This is a genomic window from Fructilactobacillus frigidiflavus, from assembly GCF_044054575.1.
In the GTDB taxonomy this organism is placed as follows: Bacteria; Bacillota; Bacilli; order Lactobacillales; family Lactobacillaceae; genus Fructilactobacillus; species Fructilactobacillus frigidiflavus.
Genome location: NZ_CP168716.1, coordinates 537,249 through 563,333, shown reverse-complemented (window position 1 = coordinate 563,333; position 26,085 = coordinate 537,249). Strand labels below are relative to the sequence as shown.

Genomic DNA, 26,085 nt, shown 5'->3' with positions numbered 1-26,085 from the left:
ATGAATAAATCAAACACCGTTCACACTAATCTATTTTCAAATACCATCACCCTAGCTTACCGAAATTTGCTTAAAACTTTACATGACCCTGACAGAATGATGGATGTCGTGATTCAACCGGCCCTTTTCATGGTCCTCTTTGGCTATTTATTAGGTGGTGCCATTTCCGGCGGCGTTCAAGCCTATCTGCCCATTCTTGTACCTGGAATCTTAATGCAGTCAATGCTTTCAGCATCATCTGGATCTGGAGAACAAATTCGGACTGATCTAGATTCAGGAATTTATAGTCGCTTTAAGTCATTACCAATTGCACGTATAGCACCCTTAGCTGGACAACTTTTAGGCGATAGTTTTCGGTTAGTCGTAGCAGCTTGTGTCTCATTATTGACGGGATTTATCATGGGTTGGCGTCCGGAAGTCGGTTTTAACTGGATTATTGTGATTGCGCTATTGGCCATTTTTACTGGGTGGTCAATTTCTTGGATTTTTTCCTTTTTAGGGATGGTCATAAAAAACGCTTCTTTAATCTCAAGTATTTCACTCATGATGATGCTCGTTTTGTCATTTCTCTCAAATGCCTTTGTTCCAATTCATACATTGCCTAAATTCATGCAAATCATTGCTAAACTGAACCCCATTACTTACGTAATTACGGCCATCCGTGATATTTTAAATACCGGAACGTGGTCAATCAATGCTTTGATTGTCGTCCTTTTTGGCATTGGTATCATTTTGGTTTTTGCTCCGCTAACGGTCATGGCTTATAGTCGAAATGATTAGACACTAAAAAAGTGGAGAATAACCGAAAAAGCTGGTTATTCTCCACTTTTTTATTTATCAGTATCTAAGTTAACTTTTGATACTACGTTATTACTAGATTTAAATTTTATATAATATTTAAGTCCTTGGTATTAGCCACTAAACTACTGGGAAAAACAAATTGATCTGTGAACACTTTATCAGATTCTATTAAGCTATCATAATAGTTTAAATATTCTTTTTAAATTGTCAAAAGATTGTATCTAACCTTTATATACGCTAATTTTTTGATTAATTAATCTTCAGTAACTAAATTACCATCATAATATGCTACATAACATCCATACCTATCATATCTTGAGCTAAAACCTCTTAAAGTTATCTTGATTTAATTCTTTATGAACCAGAATAAATAATGATTAGTAGTTGAAGTATTTGAATTTAAATAGATATCAATGTCTGTTTTGTTTGAATTCTGTTTACGAAATGACATTAATAATGAAATTATAATTGAAAAAATTGTTATGTTCATAATACCTGTCAAAAAGTTATTAAGTAAATTGAGTAACACTAAATTATTGTGTGTTTTATAGTTTCTAAAATCATAAGACATTAAGTTTATATTCTTTATATTTTTCCAACTATCAGCATTTTTTATGGGAAAAAAACTAAACTTTCCATTAGAATATTTTTTCCCAATTTCAGCATTGGTATTTAGAAGAAGATTCCCAACGTTAATATTATTTTCGTTGATATTATTTACACAGAAAAATACGAGATGGGTTGTAAGATATCCATCGTGTTTATGCAACGAACTTAAAATTGGATAAGTTATAAAGTAACGACCAATAATATTCTTTTTTTGGTTAATCTTTTTAATACTAGTATTTAAACTAATAATCGGTTTTTGTTTTTTAGCATATTTGAAATCATTGTTACCATTACCAACAAGCTCAATATCAACCGTTCTTAACAAATAATAGTTATTAACTGCGTTTAAATTTCCTTTAGAAGATAGTCCTATAAAAATTAAAAACAATACTAAGAGACATTTATTCTGAAATGAAAAAGAGTCAAAATTAATAAACACTATGTACGACAAAGGACAAACAATAACAATAACAATAATTATAAATATAAATATAATTTTCAAATAAGTATCTGTTAATACAAAGAGTCCATAGTCAAGGCAAAAAAATAAAACTAATAGAATAAAACTAAATAAAGCAAAAATAAAAAGAAAAAATTCAATTAAATCTAAAACATTATCTTTCATAATTTAACAACCTCTGCTTTGATTTTTAAGAAATTGTTGAATCCACTTAACAATAAAAAAATAATCATAATATTATAATTATTACTATATAAACAGTCCACTATTCTTGTTTAATATATATTATACAATATTAATTATATTTAATATTGTATAAATAAAACATCCTTGATATAAAAGCAAGAATGTTTTTTGAGTATTTGTTAAATTAATTGTTTTAAAGCTTAAAGTTCAGATTCAGAAACCTTATCATTTAATAAGGCCCCAGCTGATGTATTTAAAATCAAGGGACGATGACCCACTAGTGCTCGTAATTCTTTGATGTAATCTGCCATAATCTTTCTCCTTATCTTACAGATTGAATATTCTGCTTAACCCCTTGAATTTCCTGACCAAATTGAGCTTTTGCTTGGGGTGTTAAAGACTTCAAGTTTTGAATTTTATGATTTAAGTCATTCGCTTTATCAAACGGATGCGCGTCATTTTGCAAACTACTGATTTCACCAATAATCTTTTTATCCAATGTCGTTTCCATCGCATCCGTAACTTTCTTTTTCTGTGCAGTTTCCTTTTGGCTGACGGTAATTTGTTTAGTATGGTATAAAATATCATCTTGTCGGTCAATTGATTTGGTGGCAAAGTTTTTATAATTGTGCTTAATTATTTTCAAATTGTGTCTTTTGTAGTCAACGTTTGTTCTAGTGGCTGATTCTGATTGATTTTCACCAGCTGTTTTATTAAACCCATTTTGCAACACAAAATATAAGCCAATTCCAATTATCATAATCATCCCTAAGGTGATTATGTGATACAATTTATCGTTTTTCATTTTAGTTACGACCCATCTAGTTCGAATTAATTCAATTCTAGCCCATTAATTTTAAGTTTATCTTAAATTAAGGTTGTATATTTCGCCAATCTGTAATATATTTATAAATAACAATTAAATAATACTTCTTCGGGGCCGGGTGAAATTCCCAACCGACGGTAACAAATCATTTTTGAAGTCCGTGACCCGCGTTAAGCGGTTGATCTAGTGTGAATCTAGAACCGACAGTATAGTCTGGATGGGAGAAGAAGTTCTTATTGAAGCACATTACTTTAGTGGTATTACTATGCCATTTTAAGGTTTTATTCAGTTTGAAAATAAACCAACCGCCCCGCATTTTTGCTGGGTGGTTTTTTATTGGTATTTTTTAATTGTGACAAAATAAATAAATTAGGAGTGATATTATGTCAGTTAATAACCAAAGTATCAAACGACTTGTTTTAGTTTCCATTTTAGCTGCAATCGCATATGTATTAATGTTTATCGCTTTCCCAATTCTCCCATTTGTCTCATTTTTAAAGTTAGATTTCTCTGATTTGCCAATTTTACTTGGTCTCTTTACTTTAGGACCAGTGGCAGCCGTTGAAATTACCGTTTTAAAACTATTTCTTTACTGGTTAACCAATGGTTTTTCCATGATCCAATTAGTTGGACTTTCTAGTTCATTAATAGTTTCCTTGATTTTCATTGGGGTCTTTTACTTCTTTAGAAAAGACGTCCAAAGTAAGACGCTCAAACAATATGTTCCAGTAGTTGTTTCAGCCTTAGCCTTAATGGTTATCATGAGTCTTTTGAACTACTTCGTCTTCCTTCCTCTTTACATCAAGCTAATCGGCTTTAATTTAGGTCAACCAATTTCAAAATTGGTTTTAACCGGAATTGCTCCCTTTAACTTAATTAAAGGTTTAGTAATCGGAATCGTATTCGTATTAATCTTTAACCGTTTAAAAATTAAAGATTTATAATTTAATAGTCAAAAAGTGCAACTTATCGGCGATAAGTTGCGCTTTTTATATATTTTTAAGCTTATCCATTAATTCTTTATGCTTATTATATTGTTTATCTAAATAATCTAATATTTCTGAATTTAGGTCGTTTTTTTCTGAAATATGAATCACCTCTGTGACTAATAAAATTATTTTTGTTTTAAAACAACCGCAGTTCCATAAGCAGTAATTGACATCATGTCGGTTCCAATTGATCCTGAGTCAAATCGCATCATCACTACGGCATCTCCACCCATTTGGGCAGCATTAGCACACATTCGGTCAATTGATTCTTGCCGAGCGGTTTCTAGCATATCTGTATAAGATTTAATCTCGCCACCAAAAACATTTTTGATACTAGCGCCAATGTTACTAACAATATTTTTGGATTGAACGGTCATTCCAAAAACTTCACCAATGACATGTTCTACTTCATAACCAACTGGGACTTCCGTGGTGGTAACTAACATTTTTTCGGTCATAAACTTTCTCCTTTATATAATTTGTTTCATTATACATTAAATGTGCTTCTAGCTCAGATTGTATTATGATGGAAATATCATTAATCACAACAAGGAGTAACTTTATGACAACCATTAACGTAATTTTAGGAAGTTCACGGAAAGCGTCATTAGGACGGGGATTATTGAAAAATTTAGAAAAACAAACCGTGCAATTTGAAAAAGATAACCAAATCAAACTTCATTTTATGGATTTAACTGATTATAATTTGCCATTCTTTTATGAAGATATTCCACCAATGGCCAATAAAAATCGTTCCTTACCAGCTAATGAACAAAAATGGGTTGATGATATGAAAAAAGCTGATGGATATCTATTCTTAGTTCCAGAATACAATCACTCGGCTCCCGCCGTTTTAAAGAACGCGTTAGATTTATTAGCCTTTGAAGCTAAAGATAAACCAGCAAAAATAATTACCTACGCCAATAACGGTCGTGGTGGGCAGTTCTCTTTCTTAGCATTACTTCCAACTTTGTGCCAATTAGGCTTCATTACATTACCCAAACCAACCGTAATTGGCAATATTGACAAGAATTTCCAGCTAAATGGTGACTACCAACCAGATGCCCCTTCAAAGGAATATTACGAAAAGAAACTAGCTAAAACGGTTAGTGAAATTGCCTTTTATAGTACATTATTAAAAGAACATCCGTTTAATTAAATTCCATTAATTATATCTTTAATTTGTTGATAATATGTATTCCATTCGTTTTTCACGTATTTAATATAACTTTTGTTTAACAAGAACTCCAATAAACTTTGTTTTTCTGGACGATCTAAAAACAAATATTTTTGTGGTACTGTAAATTTTGGAAATGTATCTCGTAATATTTTTAGAGGAATTCTTTCCAATTGATATACTTTTTCAATTGGAATAATATATCCAGAATTATTTTCTTCAAAATAAGCAAAAATTTCGTTTTCATTATCGTTTTGAATTTTTTTACCAATTAAAGATAAAGTTTGTGCATCATTTATAATTGGTGCATCAAACTTAACGAATGCTTCAATTCCACCACCTTTTCCTGTTGTATAAATAAATGCCTGAAAGGCCTCAGGATAAAATTTTTTACGATACTCAATTATTTTTATACCAGCTACAATTTGAACGACGTATTCCTTATGAATTGAAATTAATAAAGTTGGTAATAATGGGTCATAAATATCTTTAATTCTGTTCATCAATTTCCCCTTCATTAGATACTTAAGTTGCAATAAATTTTATAAATTATAAACAAAAATTAGTTTAATTGTCTATATATTGCATTTATTATTGAAATTTTTCTTTAAAATCCCTATTTCAAGACATCTCATTTAAAAGTTAGCTTCTAAAATGGTAATATTATATAAAATAAGTGAGGTAAGAATATGGCAGATCGAAAATTTATTAGTAAAAAAATCTTAGAAAAAGAAATTGCAGTTTTTGGAACTAACCCGGAAGAAAACAAAGACGTAACTGATTTTAGAGTTGCAGTCGCTTTGGGAAATGCCAGTGCTGAATACTTAGATCCAAAGGAATTATCAAAAAGTAGTTTAGGTAACATTTATTCAATCTGGTTAATGACTTATATTAATACACCCGGATTAGAAAATCTAAACGAAAAAGCCACGGAAAGTTTGATTAAGGCTTACGACTTCCGTGATGATGTAGAAGATTCCGCTAATCATGAAACTTATGAAAAATATTTAAATGGTGAATTATCAATTGATGACATCAAAAAAGAATTAAATAAATAACAAAAAAACTTACGATTTTTATCGTAAGTTTTTTATATAGCTGAATATTATTTCAAAAACTCAATCTTCTCAGCAATCCCCGGTCTCAAGAAAATCAACGTAGCTGCCAAAGCAATTACATAATCAATTAAAATCATCCACCAACTATTGTAAAAAGCTCCGGAAAAGAAAGTATTCGTCGTAAAATATGAGTTAAAATCACTAGCAAAGTGAAATGCCATGGGCACTAAAATGCTTGAAGTTCTGGCATATAAAACGGCCATTAAAATTCCAAAGGGAATGGCAGCCATTACTTGTTGGAAAGTCCCAGAAAGTGGTTGATAAAAAATGTTTTGAAAATGAATTAATCCAAATAAAATTCCACTAATCGTTACGCCAAAAATCAGTTTACGATAGTTACTTCCCTTTACAACTTACATAATTTTAGGAAAAATAACGCCCCGGAATCCATATTCTTCCAGAATTGCTGATCCTAGGGAAAACATAAAGAAACTAACATTATTAGCATCGTATTTAAGAATTCCAAGGTTCACCGTAAAAATATAAACAAGACTCATCAGGATTGCCAATAGCAATGGATATTTTTGTTCATCAAAAGGAACTCTTGGTTTAAACCACACCGTTTGTTTCATATAATGACGATTTACCCACACAATTATAACGAATGCCAATCCATATCTTATTATCAATTCCAATAAAATAAGCGTGGGCACATTGAAAAGTGAAATCAAGTTAAAATGCTTTAGTAATAAAACGATTCCAACGCCGAAAAAAGCAGTTGCTGTATCAATCATCATAAAAATGATTAAAAAACTGAAAATTTTCCAAATATTGATTGATTGTTGCGTTTTTAAGATTTTCATGAAAGACCTCCACTAATTTAAGAACAAATATGTGCTTAATTGTATCAGAGATGTGGGGTCATTTCTATTAACTGATTTAATGATGCTGTAACATTCGTAATAAAGTGGTAACATAATAGTGTAAATTAATTATAGATGGGAGAATTGTAATGAAAATTAGAAAAAAATTATTAACGGGAATTCTTTGTGCCACATTGTTAGGTGGAATTGGCTTTTACTCACAATCATTAACTGAACTGAACGTTAAAGCCAATACAACGACCCAAAGTAATGACCAAGGTAAAATTATCGTTCATTATGTAGATCAAAACGGAAATCCAATTCGACCTGATACTGTCGCAACTGGTAATGCCGGAACGACCTATGTCGCTGACGTTCCCCAAATCAAGGGATACACTTACGCTAGTATTGAAAACGGTCAAAATAACGCCAATGGTCCCCAAATGGTTTTTGGTGGTGGTGATCCAATCACTAGTGTAATGTCAATGACGATTGTTTACGATGCAACTAACAGTAAAGCAGCAGATTCTAACAAAAATCCTGACTCTAGCACATCAAATAAAAACAATTCTACTAGCAATAGTTCTTCCACTAGTGCACCAGCAAATAACAGTAAAGTTAGCAACGGAAGCAAAGCAAATTCCGAAACTAACTCTAATAAAAATAGTTCTAACTCCAAAGTAAAACCAAATTCAACCAGCTCCAGCTCAAATAAACAAAACACTGCAAATTCTAATGATGATAACGCAGATAATCCTGATCAAAAACCTAAAGCGTCTAAAGATACTAAAGCTAAGACAAAAACCGATCAAAAAGCAAAGGCTGATAAAAAAGATAAAGCTGATAAAACCAAAAGCGATGAATCAAAAGATCATCACTCAATTTGGCTTATCGGTGGGGTAATTTTAGCCGTTGTCGTAATCATCGCAGTAATTTGGAAACTTATGAAAAAACCACGTTCAGATAGACACTAAAATTTAAAATAATTTTCAAAGTCTCGTCAGAAATGATGAGGCTTTTTTGCTGCTTGCTAAAATAAAAAGATTGACTTTTAGATTTTATATAAATATAATTCATATCAATGTTATTAATATAAAATTTAGGAGTTATAAAATGAAAAGCCAAAAATCAAGTATCATTTTATTTGCCATGTGTCTTGGAATCTTCATCGTGATGTTAGATACAACCATTATGAATATTGCATTACCAGAAATTCAAACTAGCTTGCATACCAATTTAACTAACATTTCGTGGGCGTTAAATGCCTATACAATTATTTTTGCAGCAACTTGTATTCCTCTAGGAAAGTTAGCTAATGTTTACGGAAAAAAGCCCTTCTATCTTGCCGCTTTACTCATCTTTATCCTTGGGTCATCCGTTAGTGGCATTAGTCAAAACATTGTTATTTTAATTATTGGGCGAATTTTACAAAGTTTTGGAGCGGCAATTTTATTTCCACTTAGCATGGACTTAGGTCTTTCAACCCAACCCACGACCTTAAAAAACAAAGCCACCCTCTTTATGGGGATTACACAAGGTGCAGCTGCAGCACTTGGACCAACTATTGGTGGTTTTATTACTGAATACCTTGGTTGGCGTGCAATTTTTCTAATTAACTTACCAATTGGAATTGTTTCCCTTTTAATTTGCTGGATTTATCTACCTAAAAATATCGAAAAAGAATCCACTAAAATTGACTGGTTGGGATCAGGACTAGCCATCGTTGGTCTATTTTCCTTAACTATGGCCTTAATTCAAGTTCGTTTTTGGGGATTAGATTATCGAATTTTATTATTAACGGTTATTTTCATCATTTCAGCTTTGTTATTCTACTTTTGGGAAAAACATACTTCAGTTCCAATGATTGATTTTAAATTATTTACAAATGGAAACTTTAACTTATCGGCAATTTCGACACTTTTCAGTCAGCTCTTATTAGTTGGATTTATGGTTATTATGCCCACCTTTTTTACTAACCTATTCAACAAAACGGCCTTTGAATCAGCATTATTAATCACTCCAGCTAGTTTAATGATTTTCATTCTATCTCCCATGGCTGGACTTTTAATCAGTAAAATCAATTCCAAATACTTATTATCATTAGGTTTTGTTTGTCTAGGGTTAGGTTATCTGGGACTTTCAACATTAACTAATTCTATGAATTACTCTATGTATTTGATTTACTGTTGTCTAATTGGTGCGGGATATGGTCTTTTAGTTGGACCAATTAGTGTTTTATCAACGGCGGAATTTACGGGAAGCCAATTAACTGCCTCGCAAAGTGTCATTGGTGTGCTTCGTCAATTAGGAACGGTTTTAGCTGTTGCTATTTTCGTTAGTTGCTTAAACTTCAATTTAGCAACTGCCAAACAACAATCGCTAAAGATAGTCCATTACAAAATTAACAAAATCCAGGATTCAGTTTCCACAAAAAATAGGATTATCAAACAATTTCAGGTTCAACTTAATCAGCAACCTAAAGCCCAATCTCATAAGAATCAATCTGCTATAATTATGAATAAGCAAGATAAGTTGGTTGAGCAAAAATATCAACAATATCTATCTGCTAACCATTTACCTAATAATTTACCATCTGAAATTCAAAGCAAAATAAAAACTAAAATTTCTAAACTAGTTCACATCCGCTTACTAAACATTATGACAGTCGTTAAAAATCTTCAAAGAGAGATTAAACAATCCTATGTCAAAGCATTTACTAACCTATACTTATACGCTGCCCCATTTTCCTTTATTCTTGCAATTTTAATTTTCTTTTTACCAATCAAACCTTTAAGGAGCAAAAAACATGAAAAGTGATGATATCATCCTTGGAATTTTATCTGAAAAACCAGCCACCGGATATGAAATTAAAGAAAAATTTTCTTCAATTTTTAGTAATTTTTACAATGCTTCATTTGGAAGTATTTATCCAATTCTGCATAAATTAACCGACGCTGGTAAAGTCGTTTTCGAGATTGTTGAACAAACCGGAAAACCCAACAAAAAAATTTATTCCATTACTAAAAGTGGTCGAAAAGCGTTCGCTGAATATTTACAGACTCCAGTTGAACCTAAAAAAATAAAGTCAGATTTCATGGTCAAACTTTTCTATAGTGCTGATTTATCAAAAAATGAACGTGAAACTTTAATCAATAATGAGATTAAAGATCAATTAAATGGAATTGAAGAATTACAAGCTTTACGTAAAAGTCTAGATTTATCCGAAATTACAAAATATCAATTATTTACTTTAGATTTAGGAATTAAGCAACGGAAACTTTTGCTTGAAGAATTAAAAAATTTAAAATAAAAAAAGTTCAGTTTATTATTAAAAATAATAAATTGAACTTTTTTAGATTCCCCATTATTTATGAAGAGCGCTGTATAAGGAATCAGCTAACATTCCAATTACCATCATGTACATGGCCATCATCCCCATATCCATTACTAACATGGCTAAAGTAATTAACCAAAATACTACCAAAATCCAACTAAATCCTTTGTTCATCATGTTATCCTCCAAAATTGTTTTTAACATTCCTACGCTTAGAAACATTACAATCTATTTTATCATATAAAAAACTAAATTGTAGTACACTATTAATAGTAATACGAGGAGGAAAAAAGTTATGACTGAAGCAAAACAACCAATTGATAAATATTTTTTTAACGAATCAGCATACGACTACCATGATGGTGGTTATGTTCCACTTGAGGTTTCGGATGCTCCTGAGAGTAAACTAGCAATTCCATCCGTTTTACAACCCGATAAAGAAACTGATACCGACGTTTGGTATACGGTGGAAGCTCAACCTGGTGAAACCCAAATTTTACCTGGTGAAAAAACTAAAACTTGGGGCTACAACCAAAGTTTATTAGGTCAGACTATTGTTTACCAAAGCGGAAAAACTTATCACGTTACGCTAAAGAATAGTTTGCCCGAATTGACTACTTTCCATTGGCACGGTCTCGATGTTCCCGGTCCTTACATTGATGGTGGCTGTCATGCCCCTGTCTTTCCTGGAGAACCCAAAGAAATCACTTTCAAAGTTGATCAACCAGCTGCCACCCTTTGGCTTCATGCCCACCCTTGTCCTTTAACTGGTTGGGATGTTTGGCACGGTTTAGCTGCCGCCGTGGTCGTTAAAGATGAACACGAAGCTAGTCTTCCTTTGCCACGTAATTACGGAGTTGATGACATTCCTGTTATTTTACAAGACCGGACCTTTGATGAACATAATCAATGGAACTACGACAAAGATTATGATCCCGATGGCACTCAAGGAAAAACTCCTTTAATTAACGGTACCGTTAATCCCACTTTTGACGTTACAACGCAAAAAGTTCGGCTTCGTTTATTAGATGGATCAAACCGGCGTGAATGGCGGCTTCATCTTAGCGATGACTTAGTAATGACCCAAATTGCTTCAGATGGTGGTTTATTACCCGAACCAGTAGAGTTCAAAAAATTGATGATTACTTGTGCTGAACGGGCTGAAGTGGTGCTTGATTTCAAGGACTACAAACCAGGCGACCAAGTAACTTTATATTCTGATGATACGCCACTTTTGAAATTCAACATCAAGGAATTTGCCCCTGACAACACTGAAATTCCACAACATTTAGCTGACGTCCCTTATCCGGAAGTTGACGAAAATGCGCTAGTTCACCAAGTAGTCATGTCTGGAACTGATGAAGAAGTGATGATTAATGGTAAGAAATTCGGGATGATGCGGATTGATGACCGGCAAGAACTAGGAGTTGCTGAATACTGGGATATCACAAACACCAACGATTGTTGTGGTGGAATGATTCACCCATATCACACTCACGGTGGCTCATTTAAAGTAATTTCTAGAAATGGTAAAGCTCCTTACCCTAACGAAATGGGTTACAAAGATACAATTGGCGTTAACCCTGGTGAAACGGTTCGAGTTAAGATGCGTTTCAATTATCCAGGAGTCTTCATGTATCACTGTCACATCATTGAACACGAAGATGGTGGCATGATGGCGCAAATGCAAGTTTGGACCAAAGATGATCCACACAAGAAATACAAATTAATGAGTATGGATACTTTGATGAATGCTTTAGCTAAAGAACGTCATTGTAAACCAGACCAACTTAAGATTAAAAGTTTAGAATCATACGAAAAAATGGGAATGGATATGTGTTAATTGATTCCCAATAACGCAAAAAACCAATCACAGCAGTTGTGATCGGTTTTTTTGTATGATTTAATTTTTAATTCAAAGTACTAATTTCTTGACGAACTTGATTACTAATATTCTTATCTGCCGCAAAGATAATTCGATCGTTTAATTCTAACACAGTCGTTCCAACGGGATGAATCATTTGGCGATCACGGAAAATTCGAGCAATTGTAATATCATCACTAAATGGTAAGTCTTTAATTTGCATGCCCGCAAACTTCCGGTTCCGCAACGTTACTTCATGAAGTTCCGTGCTATTTGATTTAATCATATTAAAGGTTGATGGCACTTCAATCATTTCCCGTAACATGGCCACGTTAACGGCAAACACGTTATAAACTTCGACCCCTAAATCGGTCAGTTCTTTTTCACGTGCATTCAAAATATCACGTTCTTCAAAACGCGCAATGACCCGTTTGACCCCGTATTGCTTAGCAACTTTAGCCAAATTGTAATTAACATTGGGATCAAGATATGCAAAGACGGCGATATCAGCATCAAAATAACCCTTTTCCTTTAAATAATCCGCATCAAGGGATTTTAATAAATGAACGTGCGCTTTATTATCAAGGGTTTTATAATTTTGTTCGTTATCGGTGAATAACGTTACGTCATACCAACTATTAGCTAGTTGTTGGGCAACGGGAATCGTTACCAAGTTGGCACCAAACATATTAACTTTAACTTCTTGGTAAACTTCTGGACTTTTCGTAAATAGCTTGTTGAAAACTAACGGACCAACCACACAGGTAATGATGGCGGCCAATAAGAAGGCCCCGGATTGTTGGGGAGTAATTAGTTTCATATCATTAGCAACCTTCAAAATTGCTAAAACCATCGTAATGGTAGTTGAAATTAAAGCAGTTCCCGCTAGTGAATTCTTCTTATCAAAACGAAGCCGGAAAACTGGATATAACAAGGCTTTGGCAACCCAATAACTAACTAAAAAGATGGGAATTAAAATTAAAGTTTTCGGATCGGCCAGGAGGTTTTTCACATTCAAACCAACTCCACTCATCATGAAGAAGATGGGAATAAAGAACCCGTACCCAATTGAATCAAGCTTTTCTTTCGTATCGGGAGATGGTTCTAATAGTTTATACACCATTCCCCCAACAAAGGCGCCTAATACCGCTTCTGAACCAACTCCAACCGCGACAGTTGCTAATAAGGCAATGATGAAAAAGGCCAACCGCACGTCCACTTGGGTCGTTGATTTATTGAATTTATCAAGATACACAAAAAACTTGCGGAATCTAAAGAACACTAAAGCTGCGACCGCAAATAAAATTAAAATTAACCACAGCGATTTAGAATCAGTCCCAAAAATTGAAATATAAACGGTTAAGCCCAAAATCGGCATTACTTCCCCTAAAGCAGAAACCAATAGAATCGTTTGTCCGATTGAAGTGCTAAGAATTTCTTTTTCCTTTAACGTAGCGATTACAATTCCCAACGAAACGGTCATGAATAAAATTGCTGCCAGCCAAGGATCTTTAAACAACCCGGTTACCTGGCACATCAAGCCAAGGGCTAGCGAAAGGGCCATGATTGTAGCATAACCGTAGATGGCTAGACGAACGGATGAATATTTAGACGCCTTAGCGTTGTTTTTCATTTCTAAGTCGGTTGGCTGTTTATTCTTAGGTTTAAATAAATCAAAATCAATTTCTAATCCACTTAAAAATAACAGTACAATGACCCCAGTATTCGATAATTCAGTTAAAACGCCATCCGAATGGACCAAATTTAACAAACTCGGCCCTAACACAATTCCGACTAAAATTTCGACTACGGCTGTCGGTAAAACTGAAATTTTAAATCTAGCTAATAAGAGCGGAGTGACTAACGCCGCTAATAACACAATAACTAATGAAATTTGATCCACAACTGCACCTCTTTTTCTAATTCTTCGTTTTTACAATGCCATTCATAGTAAAGAAAATTACAATAAATTGCAACAAAAAAAGATTAGCTTACACTAATCTTCTTTATCTTGGTCTTTATTTTTGTGGGCACGGTAGAAAAATACTAATGAAATCACTAAAATAATTACGGAAAATGACAAGTTTAAGCCTAAACTGGTTGGACTAAACGTAAAATCAAGTAAGAATCCGTCATACGTCACCATCAAAATAATTGAAATCAATAATAAAACTAACGCAATTCCCAAATCTAATTTGTGTCTATTCATCTTTATAAGTCCCATTTGCTTTATTTACCGCTTGGTTAACTGCATTTCTAAATCCATTGGCATCAAGGGCAACGACCCCTTTAATGGTTGAACCACCTGGTGAAGTAACTTGATCTTTTAAGACGGATGGATTAATCCCAGTATCTAAGGCCATTTTGGCACTTCCCGTAACCATGCTAGCAGCTACTTTATAAGCCGTTTCGCGATCTAACCCATTTTGGACTGCGGCATCACCTAAAGCACTTAAGAAAACGTCAACAAAAGCGGGTCCACAACCACCTACAGTCCCAACAATCCCTAAATCTTTGGCGTTAACGGGAATTAAAGTTCCCATTGATGCTAGAACTCCGTTGGCTTTGTCAGTATCTTCAGCTGTGGCAAAATCACCCTTTTCAACGGCGATACAGCCCGCGTTAACGGCCACTGGGATATTTGGAATCATACAAATGACTGAATTCTTAGGGAAAATATTTTTAATTCCCTTAGCTGAAACTCCTTGAGCAGCTGAAATGATGATGGTTTCAGCACCAACTGTCACTCCAACTAATGCATCAATCGTTACTGGAGCTGGAGTTGCCACAATTAAGATCTCCATGGCAGAAAAATCATTATTTTCCATCAATTGGAATCCAATTTCTTTTTGAAATGCTAATAAACGAGGACTAACGTGGTGTCCTTTGACAAAAATATCATTAACATCATACTTGTTTGCTAAACCGCGAATCATGGCACTACCCATGTGACCGGCACCTAATACACCAATTTTCATAATTAATCCGTCCTTTTTATTTTTATTATCTATAGTATAGGATAGATGAAAACTACCCTATTTATCAAATGAATAAGGTTAGTAATTATTCATAATGTTGCCATGCTGAATCAATAAAGACCGTTTTAGATTCTTTATCAATATGATAAACGACTCTATGCTGAATATTTAACCTTCTAGAAAACCAATTTTTAACAGGTGGTTGTAATTTTTCAAATCCCTGCTTATTGGAAAATGGATTATTGATTAATTCCGTTAAAATTGCATCAAAATTTTTTGCAAGTCCAGCATTCTTAATCTTTTTTAATTGTTTCTTCTGCACTTTTTTTGATAATTCAACTCTGTACATAACTAAATTTTGTCCCAATCTATTCCATTGGTGATTTCAACATATCCCTCTTTTTTGGCATCTTTAATATCATCAAGAAGGCCGCCTTGAATTAGATGAATTGTTGTAATCAAACTATCATAATCTTGTTTGCTCATAATTACTGCATCATTATCATTCTTACTACTCGATACATTTACAACATCATGATCTCTATTTACTTTTTCAGTAATCTTGAATAAGTTCTTTCTTGCTTCACTTGGCGTAACAATCATAGTATCACCTATCCTTTCAATACAACAATTATAGCGTACAATATATTGTACTTCAAGTAATTGATTGCTATCCCTAGAGTGACAATTATTATCCTAAACACCCAAATCAAGATAGCGTTTTCATTTAAGCTATCAAAGGAAGATTAACCGCTTTCAATCTTTCCAAATGTGTTATACTCTTTAAGAGAATAGAAATTATAAAAGGAGTGAACGATATGCCAACAGAAACCCCTACAAGAGCAACTTTTATGCTCTTCGGTGGTACAGGTGACCTTGCATTACGTAAGTTATACCCTGCAATCTTTAACCTTTATAAAAAAGGTAGTTTGAGCACTCACTTTGCCCTAGTTGGACTTTCACGTAAAGAACTAACTGACGAAGAATTCAGAGCAAAAATTATCGAATCAATCGCATCAGAAACTGATGACAAGGCTCAAGCTGAAGAGTTTGCTAGCCATTTCTACTGGAAATCACACGATGTAACTAATACTGATCATTACAAAGAATTAGGTAAAATCGCTGACGAATTAGATCAAAAATACGAAACTGATGGAAACCGAATCTTTTACGTTTCAATGGCACCCCGTTTCTTCGGAATCGTTGCCAAGAACCTTAAAGAACAAGGCGTTTTATCAACTAACGGTGGCTTTAACCGCTTAGTAATTGAAAAGCCATTTGGTCGTGACTATGAATCAGCCAAAGAATTAAACGATGAATTAACAAGTGCCTTTAACGAAAACCAAATTTACCGAATTGACCATTACTTGGGTAAAGAAACTACACAAGCAATCCCGGTAATTCGCTTTGGTAACCCAATTATTGAAGCCGTTTGGAACCAAAATTACATTAAAGACGTTCAAGTAACGTTGGCCGAAAAACTTGGTGTTGAAGATCGGGCCGGCTACTACGATACTGCTGGTGCCCTTCGTGATATGATTCAAAATCACACCCTTCAAATCGTTAGCTACCTAGCTATGGATGAACCAAATTCATTTGTTGATACTGAAATTCGTCGCGAAAAAGTTAAAGCCCTTGAAAGCATGGAAATTTACGATGCTGATGGTGTTAAACAAAACTTTGTGCGTGGTCAATACGGTGCTGGAGATGGTACTCCTGCATACCGTGACGAGCCCGGTGTTCCGCACGACTCAAACAACAATACCTATGCTGCTGGAAAGATTGTTTTCAACAACCCACGTTGGGGTAAAACACCTTTCTACATCCGTTCTGGTAAAAAATTAGCATCTAAAACTGGTCGTATCGATATCGAATTCAAGAAACCAATCGTGGATATCTTTGCCAAAGGTACGCACCAACCAGCTGAACTTAAATCAGATGTCTTAACCCTTTTGATTGATCCTAAGATTGGAATTACCTTAGAAATCAACACTAAGAACTCTGAACAAGGAATGCACACGGAAACGATTGATTTGAGTTACCTTCAATCAGATGCTCGTGCTGCTGAAGTTCCTCTTCCATACGAACGTCTTTTCCATGACATTCTTAAAGGTGACGGAACTTACTTCGCTAGTTGGCCAGAAGTTGCGGCTGCTTGGAAGTACGTTGACCCTGTTCAAAAACTATGGGATACTACGCAACCAGACTTCCCTAACTATCAACCTGGTTCAATGGGTCCAAAGGCTGCTGACGAACTTTTGGCTCGTGACGGAAATTCTTGGTATTTCCCTAACAAGTAGTGATAAAGCGTTTTCAAAAAATAGATGAAACTATTTCACAATTTCAAAATACAATGATAAACTATTATTGTAGAAAAATATAAAATTACTTTTTATAAAAAGGAAGGCATATTATGACTGACAAAAAAGCAAATATCGGAGTTATTGGTATGGCTGTTATGGGTAAAAACCTTGCCCTTAACATCGAAAGTCGCGGATACACTGTAGCTATCTACAACCGTTCTGCTGCTAAAACTGAACAAGTTATGAAGGATCACAGTGACAAACACTTAGTTCCTGCATACGATCTTAAAGATTTCGTAGAATCAATTGAAACACCACGTACTATCTTAATGATGGTTAAAGCTGGTAAACCAACTGATGCAGTTATTAACGAAATTCTTCCACTATTATCAAAGGGTGACACTCTTATTGATGGTGGTAACACTAACTTCCACGACACAATTGCTCGTAACGAAGAACTTGCAAAATCTGGTATTAACTTTATCGGAATGGGTGTTTCTGGTGGTGAACTTGGTGCCTTACAAGGTCCTTCACTTATGCCCGGTGGTCAAAAAGAAGCTTATGACCGTGTTGCTCCAATCTTAGAAAAGATTGCTGCTAAAGCCGAAGATGGCAAACCTTGTGTTGCTTACATCGGACCTAATGGTGCTGGTCACTACGTAAAAATGGTGCATAATGGTATCGAATACGGTGATGAAGAATTAATCGATGAAGTATTTAACATTCTTAGAAATGCTGCTGGTTACTCAGTTGATGACCTAGCAAAAATCTTCTCTGACTGGAACAAGGGTGAACTTAACAGTTACCTTATCGAAATCACTGCTGACATCTTAACTAGAAAAGATGACTTAGGTGACGACAAGAACAAGCCAATCGTTGACATGATTCTTGACCGTGGTGCTAACAAAGGTACTGGTAAATGGTCATCAGAAGATGCCCTTGACGAAGGTGCTCCTCAATCAGTTATTACTGAATCAGTTTACGCACGTTTCGTTTCAATGTTAAAAGACGAACGTGTTGCTGCTTCTAAAGTACTTCATGGACCAGCTAAGAAACCTAAGTTTGGTAGCGATGATATCGTTGAAGATATGCGTCAAGCCTTATACTTTGGTAAAATCATGAGTTACGCTCAAGGTTTCGAACAAATGCGTATGGCTTCAGACAACTACAAATGGGGTCTTAAGTACGGCGAACTTGCTCAAATCTGGCGTGAAGGATGTATCATCCGTGCTCAATTCTTAGACGAAATTACTAAAGCCTTTGAAAAGAACCCTACTCTTGCTAACTTGTTAATGGATCCATTCTTTAGCGATATCGCTAACAAGTACCAAGATTCAGCTCGTCGAGTTGTAGCCTTTGCTACTGAATACGGTATTCCAGTTCCTTCATTGGCAGCTGCTGTTTCATACTTTGATTCATACCGTGCAGAAGTTCTTCCTGCTAACTTGTTACAAGCACAACGTGATTACTTCGGTGCTCACACTTACGAACGTACTGACCGTCCAGGTAACTTCCATTACCCATGGTACGTTGAACAATAAAAATTAAACATTAATTTTAAAAGACTGACTTCGTGTCAGTCTTTTTTTATGATGTTAGTTTTAGTGACATTCTTCAATCACCTGCTATGACTGAATTAGAGTGTTTTTTACGTAAATTCATCAATTATTTAGATGTAACGTTATGTGACACCAAACGTAGAAATTACCAGTAGTGAAGTATATAATTACATACTTGTGAGCTTCATTACATAGTTATCAACTAAGGAGAATTTTTTCATGGCACAAGCGCAAGATCATACAAACAATAATGATAAAAAAATGTCTCGTGGACTTAAAAATCGACATGTTCAATTAATCGCTCTCGGTGGAACCATCGGAACTGGATTGTTCTTGGGATCTGGCGAATCAATTAGTTTAACTGGTCCATCAATTCTGTTAGCTTATACAATTACCGGAATTATGTGTTTCTTCATCATGCGAGCTTTAGGAACCCTGTTACTTTCCGATTTATCAGCTAATTCATTCATTGAACCAGTTGCCAAATATCTTGGAACCACTACTGGATTCGTCGCTGGTTGGACCTACTGGATGTGTTGGATAATTGGAGCAATTGCTGAAGTTACGGCGGCTGGAATTTATATCAACTATTGGTTTCCAGGCGTTCCGACGTGGTTTACCGGATTAGTAATTTTAGCCATCATCTACATGTTGAACATTATCAACGTAGCGGCCTACGGTGAAACGGAATTCTGGTTTGCCTTAATTAAAATCATTGCCATCTGTGTAATTATTGCAGTCGGAATTTTTCTGGTGATTGTTAATTACAAAACGCCAGCTGGCCATGCCTCAATCAGTAATCTTTACACCCACAAGTTCTTTGGTCACGGTTGGCAAGGTTTCGCCCTTTCCTTCCAAATGGTCGTTTTCTCCCTTACTGGGGTCGAAATGGTCGGAATGACTGCTGGTGAAACTAAAGATCCGCTTCATGTGATTCCTAAGGCCATTGATGCCGTTCCATTTCGAATCATTTTATTCTACATTGGTGCTTTAGCTGCCATCATGTGTGTGATTCCTTGGCACACCATTAATCCCGATGCTAGTCCATTCGTAGAAGTTTTTAAAAACATCGGAATTACTGGAGCAGCTGGAATCATTAACTTTGTGGTTTTAACCGCCGCTACTTCAGCTTGTAACTCATCCATCTACACGACTGGTCGGATGATGTTTTCCATGACCAACGATAGTAATGGAAAACTTACGAAGAAATTAGGAACTTTATCTAAACGTAAAATTCCCCAAAATGCGATTACCTTTTCCATTTTGGTGGTGGCCGCTGCCACTTTACTAAACTTGTTAATTCCGAAAGGGGTCTTCGTCTTCATCGCTAGTATTTCAACTACCCTTTTCCTATTTATGTGGGCCTTAATTATTTTGGCGCAAATCAAATACCGGAAACAAGTTGACCAAGCTGGTAAAGCAGATCAATTAAGCTTCAAGATGCCTTGGTACCCATTCTCAAGCTACCTAGTTCTAGCTTTCCTAGCCTTTGTCGCAATTGTATTGCTTTTCCAAACGACTTCCTTAATTGCCTTAATCGGTTCAATTATTTGGATTTCAGTTCTTTACCTGGTAAAGATTAGGAGCAATCGTAAAGAAACTAAATAAGTTAACTAACAAAAGGATCATTCACAAATTTTAGTGAATGGTCCTTTTTTCTAATGATAAACTCGTGGCAATCGGACCGAAAAGTTACAAAAAATTTCATGCGGAATTGTGCCACACTGATCAGCAATGGCTTGTGCTGAAATTTGTTCGCCACGATCTGTTCCCATTAACGTCACTTTAGTCCCTACTGGATACGCTTTAGACAATCTAATCATTAACTGATCCATACAAATGCGACCAACAATTGGCATTTTTTGCCCATCGACTAATACATAGAAACCAGCCATTCTACGCGAATAACCATCCGCATAGCCAACTGGAATTGTCGCAATCCACTCTGACTCACTCGTAGTATAGGTTGCCCCATAGCCAATTGATTCATTAGGACCCACCTGTTTAACGTAAACTAATTCCGAAGTTAACTTCATGGTTTCTTCCAATTCAAAGGGTAATTTTAAATTAGCATCAGAAGGATCAATTCCACATGCTGAAATTCCATAGCGGATTGTATTGGAAATTTTACTTAATTCGGGATGCCAAATCGCAGCAGCAGAATTAGCAAGGGAAACGTAAGGTGGTAATTCATCCAATTTAGCCAAAATTTTTTTAAATTTTTCTACTTGTTGATTAAAATAACTTTGATCAACCTCATCAGACGTTGAAAAATGCGAGAACATGCCTTCAAACACAAACTCATCTGGATATCGTTTTAAAATATCAATATATGATTCAATGTCAGCTAATTTACGTAAACCTAATCTTCCCATTCCCGTATCAATTGGAAGATGAATTCTAATCGGCTTTTGATTGCCAAAAGTCTTGAAGGTTTCATGAATGGACTGTAGAAGTTCAACTGATGTCACGGTTAAAGAAATGTCATACTTTTGCGCGACATATACTGCATCAAGATCAGTTACGCCAAGTACTAAAATGGGATCATCGACTAAGCCAGCTTTGCGTAATTCAAGTGCTTCATCTAAAAGAGCGACACAAAAACCATCTGCCCCGGCTTTTTTACCAACTTTAGCAACTTGAACCGCTCCGTGACCATAAGCATTGGCTTTAACTACCAAAAGTAATTTTTGTTTAGTCCATATTGACTTAATTGCTGCAATATTATGTTGTAACGCAGCTTGATTAATTTCTAATTGGGCAACTCGATGCACTCCGACAACCATGATATCAACCTTCCTTCTTCTAAGTTAAGCTAAGTCTAGAAGGATTTTTGATAAAAAGCTAGGCTTGGTGTGACGTTTCATCTCATCTGGTTAAATTTTATTATATATAGGCAAACAAAAAGTGATTGAATTTATCTAAAATTCAATCACTTTAGTTAAACATTCAATTAATGATAGGCCTTAGTTGCATAATCAAGGGCCGCTTTCGTATCTACTTCTACTCCAGCTTGCGCTAAAACATTGGCAAAAATTGAAAGGAATCTTAAAACATAGTGTTTTTGAGCAACGTAGCCCATTAAACCGATTCGCCAAATCTTACCCGCCATTGGTCCAAAACTTGAAGAAATTTCAATTCCGTAATCATTTAACAAGGTAGCACGAAGTTCATCGCCATTTACCCCATCAGGAATTTTAACAGCTACCATATTAGGCATTTCGTGATCTTCATCCCCAAAAATTTCTAGCCCCAATGCTCTTAAACTTTCTTTCAAAATTGTTTGATTATCTTTTTGTCTAGCAAAACGATTTTCCAAGTCTTCGTCATTAACTGCGATTTGAAGGGCTTCATTTAAAGTGTAGTTTAAAACCGTTGATTCAGTATGATGATTTAAACGAGCTGGTGACCAATAATCCATCAATTGCGTCAAATCAAGGTAGTTAGAATTAATAAAGTTTTCTGAAATTTCAGAATCTTGATTAACAACCCCTGCTTCAACTCGTTTTCGCTGTAAAATTTGTTCCGCGAACCGGTCATTAAAGGTCAAGGGAGTAATTCCTGCAGGAGCAGATAGCGATTTTTGCGCGCCTCCAACGACTGCATCAAGTTCCCATTCATCAACGGGAATGCTAACTCCCATATAACTAGCAACGGCATCAACTAACGTAAAACTGCCGAGTTCTTTGGCTGCTTTCCCTAACTTATCAACTGGTTGTAATCTTCCAGTTGAAGTTTCACCATGCACAATTGCGACTAACTTAGGTTTAACTTCTTTCATTTTGGCAATAATTTCATCTTGATCAAATACAGTTCCCCATTCCGTATCCATCGTGATTACTTCACCACCGGCACGAACTGCTAATTCAACTGCTAAATCACCAAACCGACCTAATCGGGGGATTAATACTTTATCACCATGTTCAACAATCGAATTAATGACTGCTTCTAATCCTGATCTGGAAGCCCCATCAACTGGGAATGTCCATTGGTTTTCAGTTTGAAATGATTTTCGCAGTAATTCCATATTTTCGTTCATAATATCAGTAAACGCTGGGTCAAATTGGCCTAAAATATGATTGCTACCTGCTTGTAAAACTCGAGGATCAACCATCGTTGGTCCCGGGGTCATGATTTGTCGATCAGTAATTTTTAATGACATGTTTTTTCTCCTTAATAACTTAATTTAGCGAGGGTTTTTTCTAAAACGTTTAATCCATTAATCAGACTTTCATTCGTCGAGGCTTCCTGGGGTGCATGACTAATTCCTTTAATACTTGGAACAAAAATCATTCCGGTCGGAACGCGATATGACATAATTTGGGCATCATGTCCGGCCCCTGAGACCATCTTAGCGGATGATAACTCAAGCTGATTAGTTACTTTGCTAATCGTCTTTTGTAATTGTTCGTCCATTAATGTCGCTTTAACATTAGTAGTTGGGACTAATTCGGCGGTCATTTCAGCCACTAATTCAGAAACCTTTTGAAAAAGTTGATTTAATTTAGGTTGGTCAACGCTTCGCATATCTAAGGAAAAGATGACTTTTCCTGGAATAACATTTGAAATATTAGGTTCTAAGTTTAATTGTCCAATCGTATACCGAACTTCGGGATGTTGGTCCAATAAAATCTGAATGTTAGTAATTAATTGAATGGCTGCACGCAAAGCATCTCTCCGCATCTCCATTGGGGTTGTCCCTGCATGATTAGTTTCCCCATGTACGGTAATCAAAGCCCGTCGTTGGCCCACAATTCCGGTTACTACTCCAATTTCCAAATCTTGATGCTCTAAAACTGGTCCTTGTTCAATATGCAGTTCTAAATATTGCTGGACATTAATCGGGCCTTGTTTCGGATACTTTTCAAGTAACTCATCCACCGCATGCTTTCGGGCGGTAGCAAAATCAATTTGATTAGCATCAAGTAAATCATCTGTATTAGGTTCAGCTTGCTTAGTCAAAAACCGCGAACCTGTAAAAGTTGCATCAAATCGGGAGCCTTCTTCTTCAGAAAAGGAAATGGATACTAAAGGAATTTTAGGTTGTCCTAACTGGTCCTTCAAATTACCAACAGCGACTAAACTAGCTAAATCACCATAAGTTCCGTCTAGAGCACCGCCGTTAATTACGGTATCCATGTGCGAACCAGTTAAAATAACGGGACGTTTTTCAAGATCATCCGTTGTAGCTGCATAAACGTTACCCATCTCATCTACGGATACAAATAAACCTAATTCAGTTGCTTCATCGGCATACGCTAACTGAGCTTTTGTCCAGTTTTCATCATAGACTGGACGGGTAACGCCATTTTCGGGTGTTTTACCAATTTGTTTGAATTTATTAATGAGGGTTAATAATCTATTTTCATTTTTCATTTTAGCTCCCTTCCATTTAGTAATTTTTATTATTATGTCAGAAAACGCATCATTAAACATTGTCATTATGCCTAATAATCCTTACAGTTTTAGTTAAAACTCACAAAGGAGGCCCATTATGCAATTAAAAAAGTTACTAGCTCAGCCCCAATTTAATAAAATTAGAACGATTAATGAACGTGCTGATTTAACAACCAACGTTACAACGATTGGAATGATGGAAGCCCCTGATATTTCTGAATATGTTGTAGAAGGCCAACTCTTAGTGACCACTGGCTTTCATTTTAAGGATAATATTCCTGCTTTACTAGAATTAATTGAAGTTATGCACGCTAAGAAAGCTGCTGCAATTGGGATACGAGATAAACGTTATTTGCCAATCATTCCGAAAGTCGTAATCGAGAAAGCCGACGAACTCCAATTACCCATCTTACTTTTACCAGCCGAAATTGGGCTTTCGGTACTGGTTAGAGATTTATTACATGTCGTTTTGGAACAACAAACTGATCAACTAACCGAGATTATTAACCAAACTAGTTCTTTATCACAACTAATTTTGAAAGAAAAAAAGGATCATGACATTTTAAATCAAATCGCTAAGCTACTTGATAAAGCAGTTTTTTTGCTTAATTCTTTTGGTGAAATTGTCAGTTTTAGCGATAGTGGGTTCGAATTTAAGAATGAACTAGAAACTTCAGCTAAGGAATTGGACTTATTACAGTTGGAAAACAATCAAATGATTGCAACGAAAAATCAGCAATTCTTATTTTTACCACTCAAAATTGATCAATATTTAAATCGACGTTTTTTAGTCATCAAAGACGAAATCATCAATGATTCTGAACAAAAACTATTATTGGAAAACATCGTTAACCTATTAAGCTTGGAAAACATGAAGGTCCAAATCAACGAGCACAATCGAATTACACGACAAAATAACTTATTTGTGACCATCATTAACCAAAATTTAGATCAAGAAACCATTCTAAATAACCTAAAGCTAAATCGACTTAGTGAAACGGAAACATACGTGGCTTTTGCCATTGAAGATAAAAATGCCATTAACGCCCTTAATCATAATGCGATGCTTCAAAATGTGGCTTTACTAACCCGTTGGTATTTTTCTAAGCAAAAAATTGACATTAAAACTGTTTTTTGGAATTTCAGATTATTTATTTTAATGCCCTATTCTAATGACTTTGAGCATGAACTCAAAAACCTACTGAAGTTTATTAATCAAAAGAAAATTCACAATACTTTCAAAATCGGTTATACCAAAAATCAGCGTCCTTTATTCAAGGTGGAAAAATTAGTTTTAGAAGCTGATGAAGCTTTAAACACAGCCTTGAATCATCGCAAACATGCAATTGTCCAATTTCAACCCAAACAAGTTAGTGATTTATTACAACTATTACCAAGTCACGAAATTGACGTTTTTATCAAATCAGTCTTAAATCCTATTTTGAAAATAAAAAATTCTGAGGAACGTAAACAACTTCTTAAAACCATCGAAGTTTATTACGTTGCTAATCAATCAATTTCCTTATTAGCCAAACGCCTCTTTATCCACCGAAACACCGCTCTCTACCGGCTTAGCAAGCTAGAAAAAATCTTAGGTTTTAAACTAGATAACTTTGCTGATAATGAAAAATTACAGTTAGCAATTCGGCTCTATATGTTAAAAATCACAAAATCAGATTAA

General features: G+C 35.1%; 27 protein-coding genes, 1 pseudogene and 1 riboswitch. Of the genes and pseudogenes, 12 read left to right on the top strand and 16 right to left on the bottom strand.

Features of this window, described 5'->3' with window-relative positions:
• On the top strand, window positions 1–780 hold the full coding sequence (locus ACEPSS_RS02830; RefSeq protein WP_395320001.1) for an ABC transporter permease: 780 nt from the start codon (window positions 1–3) through the stop codon (window positions 778–780).
• 367 nt (window positions 781–1,147) lie between these two features.
• On the opposite strand, the gene ACEPSS_RS02825 is transcribed toward ACEPSS_RS02830, so the two are convergent.
• From ACEPSS_RS02825 to ACEPSS_RS02815, 3 genes and pseudogenes are all read right to left on the bottom strand, one after another.
• The gene (locus tag ACEPSS_RS02825; protein WP_395319999.1) at window positions 1,148–2,035 is read right to left on the bottom strand and encodes a hypothetical protein; all 888 of its coding nucleotides are present in this window, start codon (window positions 2,033–2,035) and stop codon (window positions 1,148–1,150) included.
• A 242-nt stretch (window positions 2,036–2,277) separates the two neighbouring features.
• Window positions 2,278–2,367: pseudogene (locus ACEPSS_RS02820) on the bottom strand (ADP-ribose pyrophosphatase); the annotation flags it as partial.
• An 11-nt stretch (window positions 2,368–2,378) separates the two neighbouring features.
• Window positions 2,379–2,861, bottom strand: a complete 483-nt coding sequence (locus tag ACEPSS_RS02815) for a hypothetical protein (protein WP_395319997.1) — start codon at window positions 2,859–2,861, stop codon at window positions 2,379–2,381.
• A 121-nt stretch (window positions 2,862–2,982) separates the two neighbouring features.
• Window positions 2,983–3,115, top strand: a riboswitch (FMN riboswitch).
• A 150-nt stretch (window positions 3,116–3,265) separates the two neighbouring features.
• Here ACEPSS_RS02815 and ACEPSS_RS02810 point away from each other — a divergent pair.
• Window positions 3,266–3,826, top strand: coding sequence for an ECF transporter S component (locus tag ACEPSS_RS02810; RefSeq protein WP_395319995.1), 561 nt, complete (start codon window positions 3,266–3,268; stop codon window positions 3,824–3,826).
• A 170-nt stretch (window positions 3,827–3,996) separates the two neighbouring features.
• On the opposite strand, the gene ACEPSS_RS02805 is transcribed toward ACEPSS_RS02810, so the two are convergent.
• A complete protein-coding gene (locus ACEPSS_RS02805) occupies window positions 3,997–4,329 on the bottom strand; it encodes a heavy metal-binding domain-containing protein (RefSeq protein ID WP_395319993.1) in 333 nt (110 codons plus the stop codon).
• Between the two features lie 104 nt (window positions 4,330–4,433).
• Between ACEPSS_RS02805 and ACEPSS_RS02800 the strand changes: the two genes are divergently transcribed.
• Window positions 4,434–5,030, top strand: a complete 597-nt coding sequence (locus ACEPSS_RS02800) for an NADPH-dependent FMN reductase (RefSeq protein WP_395319991.1) — start codon at window positions 4,434–4,436, stop codon at window positions 5,028–5,030.
• Here the strand turns inward: ACEPSS_RS02800 and ACEPSS_RS02795 are convergent.
• The gene (locus tag ACEPSS_RS02795) at window positions 5,027–5,551 is read right to left on the bottom strand and encodes a hypothetical protein (RefSeq protein WP_395319989.1); all 525 of its coding nucleotides are present in this window, start codon (window positions 5,549–5,551) and stop codon (window positions 5,027–5,029) included. The two genes, ACEPSS_RS02800 and ACEPSS_RS02795, sit on opposite strands and share 4 nt — an antisense overlap.
• Window positions 5,552–5,737: 186 nt before the next feature.
• On the opposite strand from ACEPSS_RS02795, the gene ACEPSS_RS02790 reads away from it, so the two are divergent.
• A complete protein-coding gene (locus tag ACEPSS_RS02790) occupies window positions 5,738–6,106 on the top strand; it encodes a hypothetical protein (protein WP_395319987.1) in 369 nt (122 codons plus the stop codon).
• Window positions 6,107–6,153: 47 nt separating this feature from the next.
• Here ACEPSS_RS02790 and ACEPSS_RS02785 read toward each other — a convergent pair whose 3' ends face one another.
• Entirely contained in the window at window positions 6,154–6,489 is a 336-nt protein-coding gene (locus ACEPSS_RS02785; RefSeq protein WP_395320466.1) for a type II CAAX prenyl endopeptidase Rce1 family protein, read from the bottom strand.
• Window positions 6,490–6,519: 30 nt separating this feature from the next.
• Window positions 6,520–6,969, bottom strand: coding sequence for a hypothetical protein (locus tag ACEPSS_RS02780; protein WP_395319985.1), 450 nt, complete (start codon window positions 6,967–6,969; stop codon window positions 6,520–6,522).
• Between the two features lie 149 nt (window positions 6,970–7,118).
• Between ACEPSS_RS02780 and ACEPSS_RS02775 the strand changes: the two genes are divergently transcribed.
• From ACEPSS_RS02775 to ACEPSS_RS02765, 3 genes are all read left to right on the top strand, one after another.
• Window positions 7,119–7,943 (top strand): MucBP domain-containing protein, encoded by an 825-nt coding sequence (locus tag ACEPSS_RS02775; RefSeq protein ID WP_395319983.1) that lies wholly within the window; start codon window positions 7,119–7,121, stop codon window positions 7,941–7,943.
• A gap of 139 nt (window positions 7,944–8,082) precedes the next feature.
• Window positions 8,083–9,786 carry a DHA2 family efflux MFS transporter permease subunit gene (locus tag ACEPSS_RS02770; protein ID WP_395319981.1) on the top strand — a complete coding sequence of 568 codons (1,704 nt, stop codon included), beginning with the start codon at window positions 8,083–8,085 and terminating at the stop codon, window positions 9,784–9,786.
• The gene (locus tag ACEPSS_RS02765; protein WP_395319979.1) at window positions 9,776–10,279 is read left to right on the top strand and encodes a PadR family transcriptional regulator; all 504 of its coding nucleotides are present in this window, start codon (window positions 9,776–9,778) and stop codon (window positions 10,277–10,279) included. The genes ACEPSS_RS02770 and ACEPSS_RS02765 overlap by 11 nt, the downstream gene beginning before the upstream one ends.
• 54 nt (window positions 10,280–10,333) lie before the next feature.
• On the opposite strand, the gene ACEPSS_RS02760 is transcribed toward ACEPSS_RS02765, so the two are convergent.
• Window positions 10,334–10,480 carry a hypothetical protein gene (locus tag ACEPSS_RS02760; protein WP_395319977.1) on the bottom strand — a complete coding sequence of 49 codons (147 nt, stop codon included), beginning with the start codon at window positions 10,478–10,480 and terminating at the stop codon, window positions 10,334–10,336.
• Window positions 10,481–10,598: 118 nt separating this feature from the next.
• Here ACEPSS_RS02760 and ACEPSS_RS02755 point away from each other — a divergent pair, with 118 nt between their 5' ends.
• Entirely contained in the window at window positions 10,599–12,146 is a 1,548-nt protein-coding gene (locus ACEPSS_RS02755) for a multicopper oxidase family protein (RefSeq protein ID WP_395319975.1), read from the top strand.
• A gap of 67 nt (window positions 12,147–12,213) precedes the next feature.
• On the opposite strand, the gene ACEPSS_RS02750 is transcribed toward ACEPSS_RS02755, so the two are convergent.
• The 5 genes from ACEPSS_RS02750 to ACEPSS_RS02730 form a co-directional block, all read right to left on the bottom strand.
• A complete protein-coding gene (locus ACEPSS_RS02750; protein WP_395319973.1) occupies window positions 12,214–14,070 on the bottom strand; it encodes a monovalent cation:proton antiporter family protein in 1,857 nt (618 codons plus the stop codon).
• Between the two features lie 93 nt (window positions 14,071–14,163).
• The gene (locus tag ACEPSS_RS02745) at window positions 14,164–14,376 is read right to left on the bottom strand and encodes a hypothetical protein (RefSeq protein WP_395319971.1); all 213 of its coding nucleotides are present in this window, start codon (window positions 14,374–14,376) and stop codon (window positions 14,164–14,166) included.
• On the bottom strand, window positions 14,369–15,145 hold the full coding sequence (locus tag ACEPSS_RS02740; RefSeq protein ID WP_395319969.1) for a pyrroline-5-carboxylate reductase family protein: 777 nt from the start codon (window positions 15,143–15,145) through the stop codon (window positions 14,369–14,371). The genes ACEPSS_RS02745 and ACEPSS_RS02740 overlap by 8 nt, the downstream gene beginning before the upstream one ends.
• Window positions 15,146–15,230: 85 nt before the next feature.
• Window positions 15,231–15,494 carry a Txe/YoeB family addiction module toxin gene (locus ACEPSS_RS02735; RefSeq protein ID WP_395319967.1) on the bottom strand — a complete coding sequence of 88 codons (264 nt, stop codon included), beginning with the start codon at window positions 15,492–15,494 and terminating at the stop codon, window positions 15,231–15,233.
• 2 nt (window positions 15,495–15,496) lie between these two features.
• Window positions 15,497–15,748, bottom strand: coding sequence for a type II toxin-antitoxin system Phd/YefM family antitoxin (locus tag ACEPSS_RS02730; RefSeq protein WP_395319965.1), 252 nt, complete (start codon window positions 15,746–15,748; stop codon window positions 15,497–15,499).
• 215 nt (window positions 15,749–15,963) lie between these two features.
• Here ACEPSS_RS02730 and zwf point away from each other — a divergent pair, with 215 nt between their 5' ends.
• From zwf to ACEPSS_RS02715, 3 genes are all read left to right on the top strand, one after another.
• Window positions 15,964–17,445: a glucose-6-phosphate dehydrogenase gene (zwf, locus tag ACEPSS_RS02725; RefSeq protein ID WP_395319963.1), complete on the top strand. Its 1,482-nt coding sequence runs from the start codon at window positions 15,964–15,966 to the stop codon at window positions 17,443–17,445.
• A 113-nt stretch (window positions 17,446–17,558) separates the two neighbouring features.
• Complete coding sequence (gndA, locus tag ACEPSS_RS02720; RefSeq protein ID WP_395319961.1) at window positions 17,559–18,989, top strand: NADP-dependent phosphogluconate dehydrogenase; 1,431 nt, start codon at window positions 17,559–17,561, stop codon at window positions 18,987–18,989.
• 237 nt (window positions 18,990–19,226) lie between these two features.
• Entirely contained in the window at window positions 19,227–20,615 is a 1,389-nt protein-coding gene (locus ACEPSS_RS02715) for an amino acid permease (RefSeq protein WP_395319959.1), read from the top strand.
• Window positions 20,616–20,665: 50 nt separating this feature from the next.
• On the opposite strand, the gene alr is transcribed toward ACEPSS_RS02715, so the two are convergent.
• The 3 genes from alr to ACEPSS_RS02700 all read right to left on the bottom strand — a co-directional run bounded on the left by alr (window position 20,666) and on the right by ACEPSS_RS02700 (window position 24,383).
• Window positions 20,666–21,793 (bottom strand): alanine racemase, encoded by a 1,128-nt coding sequence (gene alr / locus ACEPSS_RS02710; protein WP_395319957.1) that lies wholly within the window; start codon window positions 21,791–21,793, stop codon window positions 20,666–20,668.
• Between the two features lie 167 nt (window positions 21,794–21,960).
• On the bottom strand, window positions 21,961–23,169 hold the full coding sequence (locus ACEPSS_RS02705; protein WP_395319955.1) for a pyridoxal-phosphate-dependent aminotransferase family protein: 1,209 nt from the start codon (window positions 23,167–23,169) through the stop codon (window positions 21,961–21,963).
• Window positions 23,170–23,180: 11 nt separating this feature from the next.
• Window positions 23,181–24,383 (bottom strand): Zn-dependent hydrolase, encoded by a 1,203-nt coding sequence (locus ACEPSS_RS02700; protein WP_395319953.1) that lies wholly within the window; start codon window positions 24,381–24,383, stop codon window positions 23,181–23,183.
• Window positions 24,384–24,501: 118 nt separating this feature from the next.
• Between ACEPSS_RS02700 and ACEPSS_RS02695 the strand changes: the two genes are divergently transcribed.
• Window positions 24,502–26,085 (top strand): PucR family transcriptional regulator, encoded by a 1,584-nt coding sequence (locus tag ACEPSS_RS02695; protein WP_395319951.1) that lies wholly within the window; start codon window positions 24,502–24,504, stop codon window positions 26,083–26,085.

Excerpts from the sequence above, each read along its gene's own strand:
- ACEPSS_RS02830 (WP_395320001.1), top strand. The coding sequence starts at position 1 with ATGAATAAATCAAACACCGTTCACACTAATCTATTTTCAAATACCATC.
- ACEPSS_RS02825 (WP_395319999.1), bottom strand. The coding sequence starts at position 2,035 with ATGAAAGATAATGTTTTAGATTTAATTGAATTTTTTCTTTTTATTTTT.
- ACEPSS_RS02815 (WP_395319997.1), bottom strand. The coding sequence starts at position 2,861 with ATGAAAAACGATAAATTGTATCACATAATCACCTTAGGGATGATTATG.
- ACEPSS_RS02810 (WP_395319995.1), top strand. The coding sequence starts at position 3,266 with ATGTCAGTTAATAACCAAAGTATCAAACGACTTGTTTTAGTTTCCATT.
- ACEPSS_RS02805 (WP_395319993.1), bottom strand. The coding sequence starts at position 4,329 with ATGACCGAAAAAATGTTAGTTACCACCACGGAAGTCCCAGTTGGTTAT.
- ACEPSS_RS02800 (WP_395319991.1), top strand. The coding sequence starts at position 4,434 with ATGACAACCATTAACGTAATTTTAGGAAGTTCACGGAAAGCGTCATTA.
- ACEPSS_RS02795 (WP_395319989.1), bottom strand. The coding sequence starts at position 5,551 with ATGAACAGAATTAAAGATATTTATGACCCATTATTACCAACTTTATTA.
- ACEPSS_RS02790 (WP_395319987.1), top strand. The coding sequence starts at position 5,738 with ATGGCAGATCGAAAATTTATTAGTAAAAAAATCTTAGAAAAAGAAATT.
- ACEPSS_RS02780 (WP_395319985.1), bottom strand. The coding sequence starts at position 6,969 with ATGAAAATCTTAAAAACGCAACAATCAATCAATATTTGGAAAATTTTC.
- ACEPSS_RS02775 (WP_395319983.1), top strand. The coding sequence starts at position 7,119 with ATGAAAATTAGAAAAAAATTATTAACGGGAATTCTTTGTGCCACATTG.
- ACEPSS_RS02770 (WP_395319981.1), top strand. The coding sequence starts at position 8,083 with ATGAAAAGCCAAAAATCAAGTATCATTTTATTTGCCATGTGTCTTGGA.
- ACEPSS_RS02765 (WP_395319979.1), top strand. The coding sequence starts at position 9,776 with ATGAAAAGTGATGATATCATCCTTGGAATTTTATCTGAAAAACCAGCC.
- ACEPSS_RS02760 (WP_395319977.1), bottom strand. The coding sequence starts at position 10,480 with ATGATGAACAAAGGATTTAGTTGGATTTTGGTAGTATTTTGGTTAATT.
- ACEPSS_RS02755 (WP_395319975.1), top strand. The coding sequence starts at position 10,599 with ATGACTGAAGCAAAACAACCAATTGATAAATATTTTTTTAACGAATCA.
- ACEPSS_RS02745 (WP_395319971.1), bottom strand. The coding sequence starts at position 14,376 with ATGAATAGACACAAATTAGATTTGGGAATTGCGTTAGTTTTATTATTG.
- ACEPSS_RS02740 (WP_395319969.1), bottom strand. The coding sequence starts at position 15,145 with ATGAAAATTGGTGTATTAGGTGCCGGTCACATGGGTAGTGCCATGATT.
- ACEPSS_RS02735 (WP_395319967.1), bottom strand. The coding sequence starts at position 15,494 with ATGTACAGAGTTGAATTATCAAAAAAAGTGCAGAAGAAACAATTAAAA.
- ACEPSS_RS02730 (WP_395319965.1), bottom strand. The coding sequence starts at position 15,748 with ATGATTGTTACGCCAAGTGAAGCAAGAAAGAACTTATTCAAGATTACT.
- zwf (WP_395319963.1), top strand. The coding sequence starts at position 15,964 with ATGCCAACAGAAACCCCTACAAGAGCAACTTTTATGCTCTTCGGTGGT.
- gndA (WP_395319961.1), top strand. The coding sequence starts at position 17,559 with ATGACTGACAAAAAAGCAAATATCGGAGTTATTGGTATGGCTGTTATG.
- ACEPSS_RS02715 (WP_395319959.1), top strand. The coding sequence starts at position 19,227 with ATGGCACAAGCGCAAGATCATACAAACAATAATGATAAAAAAATGTCT.
- alr (WP_395319957.1), bottom strand. The coding sequence starts at position 21,793 with ATGGTTGTCGGAGTGCATCGAGTTGCCCAATTAGAAATTAATCAAGCT.
- ACEPSS_RS02705 (WP_395319955.1), bottom strand. The coding sequence starts at position 23,169 with ATGTCATTAAAAATTACTGATCGACAAATCATGACCCCGGGACCAACG.
- ACEPSS_RS02700 (WP_395319953.1), bottom strand. The coding sequence starts at position 24,383 with ATGAAAAATGAAAATAGATTATTAACCCTCATTAATAAATTCAAACAA.
- ACEPSS_RS02695 (WP_395319951.1), top strand. The coding sequence starts at position 24,502 with ATGCAATTAAAAAAGTTACTAGCTCAGCCCCAATTTAATAAAATTAGA.